This is a genomic window from Aeromonas sp. MTB, from assembly GCF_056632455.1.
This window is the reverse complement of the sequence record NZ_CP147026.1, coordinates 139072-153921: the sequence shown is the minus strand read 5'-3', so window position 1 is coordinate 153921 and position 14850 is coordinate 139072. Positions and strand designations below refer to the sequence as shown.

The following is a 14850-nucleotide window of genomic DNA, read 5'->3' as shown; positions in this document are numbered from 1 at the left end:
CCAACCTGCCCGACCCGCCTCAACCCTTCAGCTTTGCGGCTGTCAGATCCAGACTGCGCCTGGCCAGATCGACCAATTCATCAACCTGTTCCTCGGTGATGACCAAGGGGGGCGATATGATCATGGTATCGCCTACCGCCCTCATCACCAAGCCATTGTTAAAGCAGAACTCCCGGCAAGTCATCCCCGCATTTGCCTGAGCCGGAAAACGCCGGTTGGTCTGCTTGTCCTCAACGATTTCCAGCGCGGCGACCAATCCTTTGCCTCGGGTTTCTCCCACCAGAGGATGATCGGCCAGCTCCGCCCAGCGGCGCTGCAAATAGGGGCCGATAGTATCATGCACTCGCTTAACTATGCTCTCTTTCTGCATAAGCTGGATATTGGCCACCGCCACGGCGCAGGAGACCGGATGACCCGAGTAGGTGAAGCCGTGGTTGAACTCGCCCCCCTCCTCCACCAGCCCCTTGGCAACCCGGTCGCTCACCATTACGGCGCCGAGCGGCAGATAACCGGAGGTGATCCCTTTGGCCAGACACATCAGATCCGGCTTGATGCCAAACCCTTCGCTGGCAAACCAGTGGCCGGTGCGGCCAAAGCCGCAGATCACCTCGTCGGCGATCAGCAGGATGCCGTAGTGATCGCAGATGCGCTGGATCTCCGGCCAGTAGCTGTCAGGCGGAATGATGACGCCGCCCGCCCCCTGGATCGGCTCGCCGATAAAGGCAGCCACCTTGTCCACCCCCAGCTCCAGAATCTTCTGCTCCAGCTGACGGGCCCGCTCCAGCCCGAACTCGTGGGCGCTCATCCCCTGCCCCTCACCGAAGTGGTAGGGCTGATCGATGTGCACTATGCCGGGAATGGGCAGACCACCCTGGGCATGCATCCCCTTCATGCCACCCAGACTCGCCCCCGCCACGGTGGATCCGTGATAGGCGTTGTGGCGACTGATGATCACCTGTTTGTCAGGCAGCCCCTTGCTGGCCCAGTAGTGGCGCACCATCCGCAGCACGGTATCGTTGCACTCGGAGCCGGAGCCGGTGAAGAAGACGTGGTTGAGATGGGCTGGCGTCACCTCGGCCAGCAGGGTCGCCAGCTCGATCACCGGCGGGTGAGCGGTCTGGAAGAAGAGGTTGTAGTAGGGCAACTGCTGCATCTGGCGGGTAGCGGCATCCACCAGCTCCTGGCGGCCATAGCCCATATTGACGCACCACAGGCCCGCCATGCCGTCGAGAATGCGTTTGCCCTCGGAATCTTCCAGATAGACACCGCTGGCTTTGGTAATGATGCGCGAGCCCTTCTTGTTCAGGGCCTGAAAGTCGGTAAAGGGGTGCAGGTGGTGGCTGGCATCCAGTTGTTGCCACTCACGGGTTGTCTGCTGCATTTGTTGCTCCTCGGTTCCTTCGATTTAGCAAGATTCAGTCGTTAATCAGTTCAGGTGGCAGCGCTCTTTCGGCCACAACTACTCACAGGTGGCTGCCGCCACCTGACTCACGTTCCGGTCTCTTCGATACAGGGACCGGGGAGGCCGACTCCGGCCTCCCCGTTACAGGGGGATCAAACGTTCAGCAGCAGGAACTCCCGCTCCCAGCGGCTGATCACCCCGAAGTAGGTCTCGTACTCTTTGCGTTTGACCGCGACGAAGGCGCGGGTGAAGCGCTCACCCAGCATCTCCTTGATGGGCTCGCACTGTTCGAGATGGCTGAGTGCCTCCTCCAGCGAGCGGGGCAGGCTGTAGGGCAGGTCATAGGCGCTCGACTTCATCTCCGGCAGCGGCTCCAGCTTCTCCATCATGCCGAGATAGCCACAGGCCAGAGTGGCGGCCAGCGCCAGATAGGGGTTGGCATCGGCACCGGCGAAGCGGTTCTCCACCCGCCGTGCGCTCGGGTCGGAGAAGGGCACCCGCAGGCCGCAGGTGCGGTTCTCGACACCCCACTGGACGTTGCGCGGCGCGCTCTCGCCAAAGGTGAGGCGGCGGTAGGAGTTGACGTTGGGGGCCAGAAGGGCGGTCACCGCCGGGGTGTATTTCTGCAAACCGGCAATGAAGTGCATGAACTGTTCGCTGTTGCCGCCATTCGGAGTGCCGAACAGGTTGTGGCCGTTCACATCTTCCAGACTCTGGTGGATGTGCATGGCCGACCCCGGTTCGTCGCTCATCGGCTTGGCCATAAAGGTGGCATAGATGCCGTGGCGGTGAGCTGCCTCACGCATGGTACGCTTGAACAGGAACACCTGATCCGCCAGATCGATGGCATCACCATGCAGGAAGTTGATCTCCATCTGGGCGGCGCCCGACTCGTGGATCAGGGTGTCCACTTCCAGTTCCTGCGCCTCACAGTAGTCATACATGTCTTCAAAGATGGGGTCGAACTCGTTGACCGCATCGATGCTGAACGACTGGCGGGCGGTCTCCGGGCGGCCGTTGCGACCCACCGGCGGCACCAGCGGATAATCGGGGTCTTCGTTACGGGTGACCAGATAGAATTCCAGCTCGGGCGCCACCACCGGCTTCCAGCCCTGCTTCTCGTAAGATGACAGAACCCGACGCAGCACGGAGCGCGGCGCGATGTCGATCAGCTTGCCGTTGACGTCGAAACAGTCGTGGATCACCTGGGCAGTGGGCTCCAGCGCCCAGGGGACAAAACGGATGGTGTTGGGGTCGGGATAGAGCTGCATGTCCCGCTCCAGCGGGTCGATCATGCTGTCGTCATCCGGATATTCGCCGGTCACCGTCTGGGTGAAAATCACCTCGGGCAGACGCATGCCCCCTTCACGCAAAAACTTGTTGGCTGGGATGATCTTGCCCCGGGCGTTGCCGGTGAAATCCGGGAACAGGCACTCCACTTCCGTGATGCGATTGCTCTCCATCCAGCCTTTGATACTGTCCATGTTAAACCCCGACTTTACGGTTGCCATTGGCAAGGGTGTCTAATATATGGAACACCCTTGTTATAAAATTGTAATCAACATCACCATAAAAGCCCGCCATCAAGGGCAATGTCAAGCGGGCGTGTTTAAAAAACTATAAATAACGGCGCATATAATGACCAAGGCGGCACCAAATACTAAACACTCAAATCCGTACGAAGCCCACCCTTCTCATCGTCGCAAAGGCGATGCCAACAGAGGGTGAAGCAGGCGCCAGATCCCGACCAATCCCCCGCAGGAACGGACCATTTTTTTGCAAGGGCGCACAATCCTTATCCTATTTGCTTTGCTTGGCTGCATTTTTTTGGTACAAGGCCCGCCCTGATTTGCACTCTCTTGCATGAAACAGGTGCAAATCGGGATACAAGGGCTTGGTCTGTAGGCAGACAGCCCCCATAAACAGGGATAATTGGGTTAGTAAACTGACTGGTAGTTAATCGTATGTGTGATTTCATGACTGAAGACCAACTGGCCTTTTACAAGGGGCAGATCGAGCGACAGATCGTCGAGCTCGAAGAGCGCCTGAACTCCCAGGCCAGCCAGGCCATCGCCACCGACACCAACGAGATGGCTGATGAAATTGACCGTGCCAGTATCGAGGAAGCCCGCCGTCTGGAGCTGAACCGCATCGAACACGACAAGCTGCACCTGCGCAAGCTGCGGGGCGCATTGAAGCGCATCAGTGAAGGGGATTTTGGTTACTGCGAATCTTGCGGTGACGAGATCTCCCTCAAGCGGCTGCATGCCCGTCCGGAATCCCGTTTCTGCGTCGAATGCCAGAGCACCAAGGAATTTAACGATACCCACGTGTTCCGTCGCGTCGCCTGATTCTTCGAAGAACCGTCACCATTCTGGTGCAACAGACGCCAGCAAGGCAGGGCACCGCGCTCAAACCTTGCACAACGCCTCGCAGCAAGATGGTGACAAGTTCTGTTAGACTCCGGACACCTTCCGGAATCTACAGGAGAACAGAGAGTGAAATGGCTCATCAAGCTGTGTTTGTGCCTGCCACTGCTGGCACAAGCACAGGTTCTGACGGTCAAGGTCCCCAGCCGTCCCGTCAACAATCTTGACCAGGAGTACCAGTACAAGCTGCTGGAACTGGCCCTGACCCGCTCCGGGCAACCCTTTCGCATCCAGCCTGTCGAACTCGACCTCAACCAGTTCACCCTCCAGCAGCAGCTGAGCAAGGGCAAGACCATCAACGTCTTCTGGATGGGCACCTCCAGCGCACTCGAATCCTCCCTGATTGCCGTCCCCATTCCGCTGTTTCGCGGGCTGGAAGGATTGCGACTGTCCTTCATCCACGCAGATGCCCAAGAGAAGTTCAACCAGATCAATACCCTGGCCGACCTCAAACAGCTGAAAGCGGCGCAAGGGGTCGGTTGGGCCGATAACAAAATTCTAGAAAATGCCGGTATCCCGACCTTCTCCGGCCGATACAGCAGCCTGTTTCGCCTTATCAACGACGGCGACAAGATCGACTTCTTCCCGCGCGCCCTGGTGGAGATCTTCGCCGAGCGCAGCGAGCTGGTGGCGCAGTATCCCAACCTCGCTATCGAGCAGCATCTGCTGATCCGCTACCCCTTCGCCCAGTTCTTCTTCGTCAGCCCCGAATACCCCAAGCTGGCCAAGGCGATTCAGACCGGGCTGGAGCGGGCCTATGCCGATGGCAGTTTTATGAAGTTCTTCAATGACAACCCCAAGATCCGCGAAGCGCTCGCCAGCGCCAACCTCGATCAGCGGGTCACCATCGCCCTGCCCAATCCGGACATGACCCCGTTGCTAAAATCCATTCCGGCCCAATATTGGGAGTATCCACCGCAGGGATAAGCATCCCGAGCGCCTGACAATGAGGGTCGGGCAGCGAGAACACAGTGCGCCAGGGAGGTGTCATGAAGGGAATCCAGGAGTGGTTTGCGCAGTACGGCCAGAGTCATCGCCATCCGGTCAACGTCGCCATCCACAAGCTGGCGGTGCCGGGCATCTATCTCTGCTCGCTGGCGCTACTCTGGTGTCTGCCACACGGGCCCTTGCCAGAGCCCCTCAACTGGGCGGCAGTGGCAGCCATTCCGGTGCTGCTGTTCTATCTGCAGCTGTCGTTTTCGCTGTTCGCGTGGATGGCCGGGCTGACCGCCCTGGGACTGTGGATCTGCCACCAGTGGCAGGGGCCGCTGTTGTGGCCCGCCGTGGCAGCGTTCGTGCTGCTCTGGATAGCCCAGTTTGTCGGCCACAAGATCGAGGGCAAGCGCCCCTCCTTCCTCGCCGACCTGCAATTTCTGCTGATAGGCCCCGCCTGGGTGCTTGCCAGCCTCTATCGTCGCCTGGGCATTCCCTATTGAGGAGTGCCGGGCCAACAGGAGAGACCATGACACATAACCACACGCGACATAATGCCCTGCGCCGCGCCCTGCCCCTGCTGCTGGGGGCCCTGTTTGCTGACCCGGCGCTGGCCGACAAGGCCGACCCGGTCGGTGAAGTGAGCACCGCCTTCAAGCTGTTTGGCCCCAACCACAAGATCCTGGTGGAGGCGTTCGACGACCCGCGCATCGACGGCGTCGCCTGCTATCTGGCGCGCCCCAAGACCGGTGGTGTAAAAGGCGGGCTGGGACTGGCGGAAGATCCCTCCCACGCCTCCCTGTCGTGCCACCAGATCGGCCCCATCACCCTGCCCGAAAAGCTGAAGGCGGGAGAAGAGGTGTTCGATGTCAGCACCTCGCTGGTGTTCAAGGAGCAGAAAGTGGTGCGTTTTTACGACAAGAAACGCAATGCACTGGTTTACCTGACCTACAGCACCAAACTGGTGGATGGTTCGTACAAGAGTGCAGTCAGCGCCGTTCCCATTATGCCGTGGGGACAATAACCAGCCGGTTTGTCCGGTGATAGCTGACCCATTTTGTTGTAATTTGACGACACACACGCTGCGGAGCACATACCATGAAAGTCGCCGTATTCAGTACCAAGAGCTATGACAAAGAGCATTTCAACCAGGCCAACAGCCAGTACGGCTTCGATCTGGAGTTTTTCGATGTGCGGCTGGAGGCCAAAACGGCCCGACTGGCTCACGGCTTCCCGGTGGTGTGTCTGTTCGTCAATGACGATGCCGACCGCGAAGTATTGACCGAACTGGCTGCCAACGGCACCCAGGTGATTGCCCTGCGCTGCGCCGGTTACAACAACGTGGATCTGGCCGCTGCCAAAGAGCTGGGGCTGAAAGTGGTGCGAGTGCCCGCCTACTCCCCCGAGGCGACCGCCGAGCATGCTGTCGGCATGATGATGTGCCTCAACCGCCGCATCCATAAGGCTTATCAGCGCACCCGCGATGCCAACTTCTCGCTGGAAGGGCTGGTCGGCTTCAACATGCATGGCAAGACCGTTGGCGTCATCGGTACCGGCAAGATCGGTCTGGCCGCCCTGCGCATCCTCAAGGGCTTCGGGGTTCGCCTGCTGGTCAACGATCCTTACCAGAATCCGGCAGCCATCGAGCTGGGTGCCGAGTACGTGGATCTCGATACCCTGTTCCGCCAATCCGACATCATCAGCCTGCACTGCCCGCTGTTTAAAGAGAACTACCACCTGTTGAACAAGGAGGCATTTGCCAAGATGAAGGACGGGGTGATGATCATCAACACCAGCCGTGGCGGCCTGCTCGACTCCAACGCCGCCATCGAGGCGCTCAAGACCTCCCGTATCGGCGCGCTGGGGCTGGATGTCTACGAAGAGGAAGAGGATCTCTTCTTCTCCGACAAGTCCAACGAGGTGATCACCGATGACGTGTTCCGCCGCCTGTCTGCCTGCCACAACGTGCTGTTCACCGGCCATCAGGCGTTCCTGACCCGCGAGGCGCTGCACGCCATCGCCGATACCACTCTTGGCAATATCCGCGCCATCGAGAGCCAGGGCCGCTGCGACAACGAAGTGGAATAAGGGCTCGCCCTCTCTTCATCACGCGCCGGGTTGTGAGACCCGGCGCCTTCGGGTAGGCTAGCCCCCCTTTTTTATTCAGGAGTCTGGCGCCCATGTTTATCGGATTTGATTACGGCACCTCCAACTGTGCCGTGGCCGTGATGGAACAAGGTAGCCCCAGGCTGCTGAATCTTGGTGCATCCCGCTATCTCCCCTCCACCCTGCATGCCCCCCACCGGGATGCTATCGCCGGTCTGTTGGCCGAAGGGCTGGCCCCCGCCCAGCAGGCGGAGTACCTCAAGCTGCGTGGCCCCGTGGTCACCCGTGCCCAGATGGTTCGCCGCCAGATGCGCGAAGAGGGACTGATCGACGAGCTGAGCTTTGGCGGTGCCGCGCTGGAGCGCTATCTGGAAGAGCCGGACGACGGCTACTACATCAAGTCGCCGAAATCCTTCCTCGGCGCCTATGGCCTCAAGGCCCCCCAGATCGCCCTGTTTGAAGATATCGTCTGCGCCATGATGCTCCACGTTCGCCAGCAGGCGGAACAGCAGCTCGGAGCCCCGATCCGCCAGGCGGTGATCGGCCGTCCGGTCAACTTCCAGGGTCTGGCAGGGGAAGAGAGCAACCAGCAAGCTATTGCCATCCTGACCGAGGCGGCCCGTCTGGCCGGTTTCGAGCAGGTGGAGTTCCTCTATGAGCCGGTGGCCGCCGGGTTTGAATTCGAGGCGCGCCTCACCGAAGACGCCGTGGTACTGGTGGTGGATATCGGCGGCGGTACCACCGACTGCTCCATGCTGCGGATGGGCCCCAGCTACCGCGATCAGCTGGATCGCAGCGGCGATCTGCTCGGCCACAGCGGCCAGCGGATCGGCGGCAACGACTTCGATATCCGCCTGACGGTGGAGGGGATGATGCCGCTGCTCGGCATGCACGAGACCCTCAAGACCGGCAAGCCGCTGCCCCACCCGCTGTTCTGGGATGCGGCCGCCATCAACGACGTCAGCGCCCAGAGCCGCTTCTACAGCCTCGACACCGCCCGCCAGCTGCAGGATCTGCAGCTCGACAGCCAGCCCGGTAGCAAGCTGGGGCGTCTGGCCAGCCTGCGGGCCCACAAGCTGAGCCACCAGCTGGTGTGGCGTGCCGAGCAGGGCAAGATCGCCCTCTCGGAGCAGGAGCTCAATCGCCAGTCGCTGGCCGAGCTGGAAAAAGGGCTGGAAGCGGAGCTGACCCGCGAACAGCTGGCCAACGCTTCGGCCCTGCTGCTAGAGAAGATTGGCGAGCTGATGGACGAAGCGATTGCCGCCGCCGGTGTGCAGCCGGATCGCATCTTTGTCACCGGTGGTAGCGCCCGCTCACCGCTGATCGCCAGCTTTATCCGCCAGAAGCTCCCCTCCATCCCGCTTGAGGGTGGCGATGACTTCGGCTCGGTGGCCGCGGGTCTTGCCCGTTATGCCGAGCGGCTGTTCGCCAACTGAGCCCTGAGATAGCGTAAATCGATGGCAACATCACCAGGGTGTTGCCATTAAGCGACAGTCGCGCGGGACAAGGGGCGACAGAAGCGGTCGGTCGTCCCCTCTCCCGCCCTGCTCCCGAGTGCCCAAAAAGGGTATTCTTGACGCTCCCCCAACCGGAGCCCCCTCATGCCCAGATTGCCCTTTTTGCTGATCCCCCTGTTACTGCTCGCTGGCTGCAGCTCGACCGTCTTTGTTCAGCAAGATCTGCAACACCACCACTGGGTACTGAGCAAACTGGATGGCGAACCGATCAAGGCCCCCCGCGACAATCCCCCCGATTTCGAGATCGGCGAGCACTTCACCGTCAACGGCATCGCCGGTTGCAACCGCTACTTCGGTCAGGGCCATCTGGAAGATGACAAGCTGTGGGTCACCAGTCTGGGCAGCACCGAAATGGCCTGTATGCCGCCGCTGGACACCATAGAGCAGGCCGTACTGACCACCCTTACCGAGGGGGCGACCTTGAGCGGCACCAGTCAGAACCTGATCCTGCAGGGCAAACAGCACCGTTTGGAATACACCTTGCGCGACTGGGTGTTCTAGCGCTCACAAAGCCGCATCACAAACAGGAACATGTTGTCCGGCTGTGGCACAATATGAGGCAGAGTTCGCAACGGAGGCTGCCTCAGCCATGTCGATGGATCGCCTGTTTGACAAGATCAAACAACTCCCCACTATTCCCAAGCTGCTGCACGAGTTGATGCAGAGCTTCAACGACGAGAATGCCCGCATCGACGAGATTGCGGCCAAGATCGCCATGGATCAGGTGATCAGCGTCAAGGTGCTGCGGATGGCCAACTCGGCCGCCCTGCGCCGGGGCAATGAAGTGACCTCCATCGAACAGGCGGTGATCCGGCTCGGCTTCAACCGGCTGCGCTCCGTGGTGGTCGCTTCCGGCATCATCGGCACCTTCAAGGCCCCGCCCAGCTTCGACAAGAACAAGTTCTGGACCGAGACCTTCCAAGTCGCCACCATAGCCCGAACCTTGGCACAGGAGGCCAAGGTGATGGATCCCGAGACCGCCTTTACCTGCGCTCTGATCCACAACATCGGCGAGCTGCTTATTCAAAGCACCTTGCCGGAAGAGGCCGAGCTCATCAACATGGCGATCCAGAACGGCAGCAGCCGAGTCGAGGCCCAGCGGGAGATGCTGGGCTACGACTATGCCCAGCTCGGCGCCGAGCTGGCGCGGCGCTGGAACCTCTCCGAGGCCTTCGTCGATGCTATCTCCCAACAGCTTGACCCGCTCTCCCACGATCCGGTCAGCAAGGAGGCGGTGCTGATCCGCCTCGCCGTGTTTATCTCCTTCGCCTGGAACGCGGGCGTGCCTGCCCAGGCCATCATCGCACGCTTCCCCAAACCGCTCGCCGACCAGTTGGGACTGGATCCCAAGTCGCTGGCAGGCCAGCTCGAAACACTGCATGAACAGGGTAATGCCCTCGCCGATCTTCTGACTCAATAAGCATCATGACCCATCCGTTTCTGTTTCATCCCCAGGTGGCGCCCTGGTTCAAAGAGAGCGCCGACGCACTGCAATTGACCCTCTTTAGCGAGCTGGATGCGCCGATCCGCGAGGTATGGCTGCGCCACGAGCCGGATAACGAGGAGTACCTGATCCCGATGACGGCAGTCTCCACCCGCGATCGGCTGCAGGTATGGCAGGCGACCCTGCCGCTCATCAAGGGACAGGATATCCACCTCTACAGCTTCAAGTGCCTCACCGACGAGGAGCAGTGGTGGCTGCACGGGGCGGGCGTCAGCGCGTCCATGCCGCCACGGGAGCAACATTTTCGCTTCAACAGCCTGCACCAGCCACCGGCCTGGGTGCAGGATCAGGTGTTCTACCAGATCTTCCCCGACCGTTTCTGCAACGGCGATCCGTCGCTGAGCGTCAAGCATCACGAGTACGAGTACCGTGGCAAAGCGGTGATCAGCAAGGCGTGGGGCGAGCCGGTCAGTCGCCACGAAGAGGGCCACGGCGCCTGCGAATTTTACGGCGGCGATCTGGCAGGCATCGATGCCAAGCTCCACTACCTGCAATCTCTCGGGGTGACGGCGCTCTACCTCAACCCCATCTTCGATTCGCCGAGCAACCACAAGTACGACACCCAGGACTACTTCAAGGTGGACGCCCACCTCGGCAGCAACGAGCAGTTCGCCGAGCTGACCCGCAACCTGCACCAGCGCGGCATGAAGATCATCCTCGATGCGGTGGTCAACCACACCTCTACCGAGCACCCCTGGTTCTGCCCGCCACTGGGAGCCCAGAGCAACCCGGACTCCCCGTGGCGCAGCTTCTACACCTTTGACAAAGAAGGGGATTACGTCAGCTGGAAGGGCATTCGCAGCCTGCCCAAGCTCGACTTCTCCTGCGAGAAGGTACAAGACGCCGTCTATCGGGCCGACGACGCCATCCTCCGTTACTGGATGCGTGCCCCCTACCAGATCGATGGCTGGCGCTTTGACGTCATCCACATGCTGGGTGAGCGCGGCACCGCCGAGGGCAACAGTGGTCACGTGCGCGCCATTCGCGGGGCGGTGAAGCAGGAGAACCCGGACGCCTACGTGCTGGGTGAGCACTTCTTCGAGGCGAGCCAGTGGCTGCAAGGGGATCAGGAGGATGGTGCCATGAACTACTATGGCTTCGCCCACCCGGTCCGCGCCTTCCTGGCGGGGCAGGATATCGCCTACCACCCCATCAAGATCAGCGCCGAAGAGCTGGATCGCTGGCTCAAGCTGGCGCGGGCCCACATCCCGTTCAAGAACCAGCTGGCCCAGTTCAACCTGCTGGACAGCCACGACACCGCTCGTTTCCTCCATCTGCTGGGAGAGGACAAACAGCGGATGCAGCTGGCCGCTACCCTGCTGCTCACCTATATCGGTGTACCCTCCATCTACTACGGCGATGAAGTGGGGCTATCCGGCGGCAACGACCCGGACTGCCGCCGCTGCTTCCCGTGGGATACCACAGACTGGGATCATGTGCTGCACGACCACTATCGTCGGCTGATCCAGATCCGCCGCCAACGCCCCTCTCTGCGCCGTGGCGATATCCAGACCCTCTATGCCGGCCCCCACAGCTATGTGTTTGCCCGCACCCTGCAGAGCGATCAGGTGGTGGTGGCCTGCAACCGCCACCCGAGCGAGCCGCGCACCATCAGCCTGCCCCTGTGGCAGACCGCGAGCCCGGCCAGCCGCTTCACCGACGCCTTCAACGGCGAGAAGTTTGAAGTGGTGCAGGGCGAGGTGCAGCTCACCATCCCTGCCAACTCGGCCCGGGTGCTGATCTCCAGCTGAGCGGGCAACTGACGCGCTGAAAAGCAAAACCGGAGCCCAAGGCTCCGGTTTTTTATTCCGTTCAATCCACCATGGCGTTTGGCTCTTTGCCTGTCGCCATCAGTAGTTGATGCTGACGTAGGGCACTTCCGGCACCTGCCAGCACTGCTTGAGGTAGACGGTGAGCACGAAGAAGAAGTTGGCCAACAGGTTGACGAAGCGATAGAGAATGGGATCGAAGGCCACCCCGCTCTCTTCCAGCCGGACCAGCAGCCGCACCACCTTCTTGCTGCCGCAGCGGCACAGATGGAGGGTGGGAATGGGCTGTGGCCCCTGTGGCAACACGAAACCGGTGACGCTGCCGCGACTCGCCTCGTTGTAGTGGTCGTAACGGGCCTTGAGCCACTCAAGGTCTGCATCGAAGATCCCCAGCTTGCCGCGTACCGAGCCGTTTAGGTTGTAGATAAGCCGCTGCAACGCCGCGAGGTCCGCCAGCATGGGCTCGGTATCGGCATCCGGCGCAAGGTGTGACAGCACGGCCCCGACCTGACAGCAGAGCTCGTCGGTGGCGATTTCAAAATCACATTTGAGCGAGGTTTCGAAGATAAAGGGGTAGCAGAGCTCGCGCTTGTCTCTTGGCTTCTTGGGGTTCATGGGGCAACCGGATTGGAGAAAAGGCCAGTTTGCCAGCCCCGGGAAGGGCTGGCAAACGGCAGCTAATTACTTGCGTTACGCGCTGTGGCTCAGGCGTTCTTACTGGCGGGCTCGGTGGATGGCTGGAACTGGTTGATCATCCGCAGCGCCTCCAGCATCCGCTGGTTGAAGCTGGTGAAGCGATCGGCCTGTGCAGGTTCCCCTTCCCCTCTCGCCGCCAACACGGCCGGGGTCAGCGCCTGTTGTTGGGATGGTGGCAGCAGGCTATCCGCCTGTTTCTGCACCTGATCCAGCTTCGGCAGATAGTCGGCAAACGGCTTGATCAGATCCTGCAGGGAGTGCGCCCCCTGATAGGTCTGGCTCAGCTTGACGCTCTGCTTGAGCTTGAGGGAGTAGGAGGCCAACTGGCTGTCATCCAGTTTCAGCTCGCCCGCCTTGTCCAGCAGATCCTCGAAGTTGCCGGAGAAGAAGCTCCCCGCCAGCTCGTCGATCCCTTTGACCAACTTGCCGATGGACTCCATCTCGTCGCTGCTGAGATCCCCCTCCAGCGAGAAGCTGAAGCTCTGGCTCGACTTGAGGCTGAACTGGCTGCCGCTCTCGCTGCTCTGGGACTTGGTCTGCCAGCTGTCGTTGAATCGCAGCACTACCTTGTCGCCATCCTTGGTCTGGATCTCCAGATACCCCTGCTGGCGGCTGGCCATCTCGGCCTGTCCCATGTCGGTCGGGGAAACCTTGCCGAAAAACTCCTTCTCGAACTCCTCGAGCCCTTTCTGGATCAGCTTGTAGCTCTGATCGATACCGGTTTTGATATCCTCGTTGTCAGTCGCCCACTTGCCGAGCTGCTTCTTCGCCTCGTCAAAGCCCTTGTCGACCCCCTTGCGGGCCTGCTCCATCATCCCGGTCAGGTCGTCGTCGGATTTGCCATCGGCTCGCGCGGCACCAAGCCGCCCGGTCACGAACTGCAGCACGTTATCCGCCACCGACTGGAAGTCAAACAGGGTCTCAGGGGTGATCTCTTCGGGCTCTTTCACCTTCGGCGCCTGATAGCCCTGGCCGTTGATCTCCAGCGAGAACTGCAACGCCTGCTGGATCAGCACCTGCGCCCATTTGGGCGGCTTGTGCAAGGAGACCTCCTCCTCGCTCTTGACCTGTTTCTGCTCCGCCGGTTGGGGCGATTTGGGAGAAACACCCACTCCCTTGGGTTGGGCTGCGCCCACGCCTTCGATCTGCATAATGTGTCCTCCCACCATGCCTGTAGATCAGCTATCGGCCTGACTGAACACTTCTTGACCACAAAATGCTGGACAATCTGCCGCTGGCTTTTAAAATCGGGCCCCTTTGGGTGGCCTGTTGCCTTCCCCCGATTTCGACCCGGCCCGGCCGGTGTGCATGTGAGGTATTTATGACCCAATCCCAACAGCCTTCCGCGAACGCTCCGGCGCCTAGAACCGCGGCCGACTATCAGGCCCAACTCGACGAAAAGCGCGCTCGCCTCACCGAGCTGTTTGCCGGCTTCACCCTCCCGGTGCTGGAAGTGCACAGCTCACCGGCGGAGTACTACCGGATGCGCGCCGAATTTCGCATCTGGCACGAAGGGGATGACCTCTTCCACTGCATGTATGCCCCGGCGACCAAAGAGATCATCAAGATAGACCACTTCCCTACCGCCAGCCGCCTCATCAACCAGTTGATGCCGCTGCTGCTGGAGGGGCTGCGCCCAAACCCGGTGCTGCGCCGCAAGCTGTTCCAGATCGACTACCTCTCCACCCAGTCCGGCCAGATCATTGTCAGCCTGCTCTATCACCGCAAGCTGGAGGCTGAATGGCAACAAGCCGCCGAAGCGCTGCAGGCCGATCTGCGCGCCAAGGGGTTCGAGCTACAGCTGATTGGCCGCGCCCACAAGCAGAAGATCTGTCTGGGGGATGACTTCGTCATCGAACAGCTAAACGTGGCGGGTCGCCAGCTCATCTACAAGCAGGTGGAGAACAGCTTCACCCAGCCCAACGCCGCCATCAACGAGCAGATGCTGGCCTGGGCGCTGGATGTGACCAAGGGGAGCGAAGGGGACCTGCTGGAGCTCTATTGCGGCAACGGCAACTTCTCCATCGCGCTGGCGCAGAACTTCCGCAAGGTGCTGGCCACCGAAATCGCCAAGCCGAGCGTCGACTCCGCCCAGTTCAACATCGCCGCCAACGGCGTCGACAACCTGATCATCCTGCGCATGTCAGCCGAGGAGTTCACCATGGCGATGCGTGGCGAGCGGGAGTTCAACCGCCTCAAGGGGGTCGACCTCAAGAGCTACCAGTGCAACACCATCTTCGTTGACCCGCCCCGCGCCGGTCTCGACGATGCCACCGTCAAGCTGGTGCAGGAGTACGACAACATCCTCTACATCTCCTGCAACCCAGAAACCCTGCAGGCCAACATGGCAGTGTTGGGCGAAACCCACGAGATCGCCCGTTTCGCCCTGTTCGACCAGTTCCCCTGGACCCATCACATGGAAGCCGGGGTCTATCTGCGCCGCAAGGCCGGTTGATTCAGGCAGACGGAAAAACAACAACAGGGCCGGATGGCC

14 protein-coding genes are annotated in these 14850 nt (G+C 60.8%); 10 read left to right on the top strand and 4 right to left on the bottom strand.

Features of this window, described 5'->3' with window-relative positions; all coding sequences use genetic code 11:
• Positions 1-19 precede the first annotated feature (19 nt).
• Both WBR25_RS00690 and WBR25_RS00685 read right to left on the bottom strand, forming a co-directional pair.
• The gene (locus WBR25_RS00690; protein ID WP_005355478.1) at positions 20-1381 is read right to left on the bottom strand and encodes an aspartate aminotransferase family protein; all 1362 of its coding nucleotides are present in this window, start codon (positions 1379-1381) and stop codon (positions 20-22) included.
• 173 nt (positions 1382-1554) lie between these two features.
• A complete protein-coding gene (locus WBR25_RS00685) occupies positions 1555-2886 on the bottom strand; it encodes a glutamine synthetase family protein (protein ID WP_479749260.1) in 1332 nt (443 codons plus the stop codon).
• A 480-nt stretch (positions 2887-3366) separates the two neighbouring features.
• On the opposite strand from WBR25_RS00685, the gene WBR25_RS00680 reads away from it, so the two are divergent.
• From WBR25_RS00680 to malZ, 9 genes are all read left to right on the top strand, one after another.
• A complete protein-coding gene (locus tag WBR25_RS00680; RefSeq protein ID WP_005356952.1) occupies positions 3367-3753 on the top strand; it encodes a TraR/DksA family transcriptional regulator in 387 nt (128 codons plus the stop codon).
• Positions 3754-3900: 147 nt separating this feature from the next.
• Entirely contained in the window at positions 3901-4758 is an 858-nt protein-coding gene (locus tag WBR25_RS00675) for a type 2 periplasmic-binding domain-containing protein (protein WP_042081792.1), read from the top strand.
• A gap of 62 nt (positions 4759-4820) precedes the next feature.
• Entirely contained in the window at positions 4821-5267 is a 447-nt protein-coding gene (locus WBR25_RS00670; protein ID WP_479749259.1) for an Mpo1 family 2-hydroxy fatty acid dioxygenase, read from the top strand.
• Positions 5268-5293: 26 nt separating this feature from the next.
• Positions 5294-5788 (top strand): CreA family protein, encoded by a 495-nt coding sequence (locus tag WBR25_RS00665; RefSeq protein ID WP_042054253.1) that lies wholly within the window; start codon positions 5294-5296, stop codon positions 5786-5788.
• A gap of 74 nt (positions 5789-5862) precedes the next feature.
• A complete protein-coding gene (locus WBR25_RS00660) occupies positions 5863-6852 on the top strand; it encodes a 2-hydroxyacid dehydrogenase (protein WP_005340720.1) in 990 nt (329 codons plus the stop codon).
• 92 nt (positions 6853-6944) lie between these two features.
• Complete coding sequence (yegD, locus tag WBR25_RS00655) at positions 6945-8306, top strand: molecular chaperone (protein ID WP_064339148.1); 1362 nt, start codon at positions 6945-6947, stop codon at positions 8304-8306.
• 165 nt (positions 8307-8471) lie between these two features.
• On the top strand, positions 8472-8888 hold the full coding sequence (locus WBR25_RS00650) for an META domain-containing protein (RefSeq protein ID WP_201990881.1): 417 nt from the start codon (positions 8472-8474) through the stop codon (positions 8886-8888).
• Positions 8889-8976: 88 nt separating this feature from the next.
• Positions 8977-9807 (top strand): HDOD domain-containing protein, encoded by an 831-nt coding sequence (locus WBR25_RS00645; protein WP_075116200.1) that lies wholly within the window; start codon positions 8977-8979, stop codon positions 9805-9807.
• 5 nt (positions 9808-9812) lie between these two features.
• Complete coding sequence (malZ, locus tag WBR25_RS00640) at positions 9813-11642, top strand: maltodextrin glucosidase (protein ID WP_144715689.1); 1830 nt, start codon at positions 9813-9815, stop codon at positions 11640-11642.
• A gap of 99 nt (positions 11643-11741) precedes the next feature.
• Here the strand turns inward: malZ and WBR25_RS00635 are convergent, their stop codons facing one another.
• Both WBR25_RS00635 and WBR25_RS00630 read right to left on the bottom strand, forming a co-directional pair.
• The gene (locus WBR25_RS00635) at positions 11742-12275 is read right to left on the bottom strand and encodes an ATP--cob(I)alamin adenosyltransferase (protein WP_479749258.1); all 534 of its coding nucleotides are present in this window, start codon (positions 12273-12275) and stop codon (positions 11742-11744) included.
• An 89-nt stretch (positions 12276-12364) separates the two neighbouring features.
• Complete coding sequence (locus WBR25_RS00630) at positions 12365-13507, bottom strand: DUF5610 domain-containing protein (protein WP_479749257.1); 1143 nt, start codon at positions 13505-13507, stop codon at positions 12365-12367.
• 170 nt (positions 13508-13677) lie between these two features.
• On the opposite strand from WBR25_RS00630, the gene trmA reads away from it, so the two are divergent.
• Positions 13678-14811: a tRNA (uridine(54)-C5)-methyltransferase TrmA gene (gene trmA / locus WBR25_RS00625; protein ID WP_479749256.1), complete on the top strand. Its 1134-nt coding sequence runs from the start codon at positions 13678-13680 to the stop codon at positions 14809-14811.
• Positions 14812-14850: the final 39 nt, after the last annotated feature.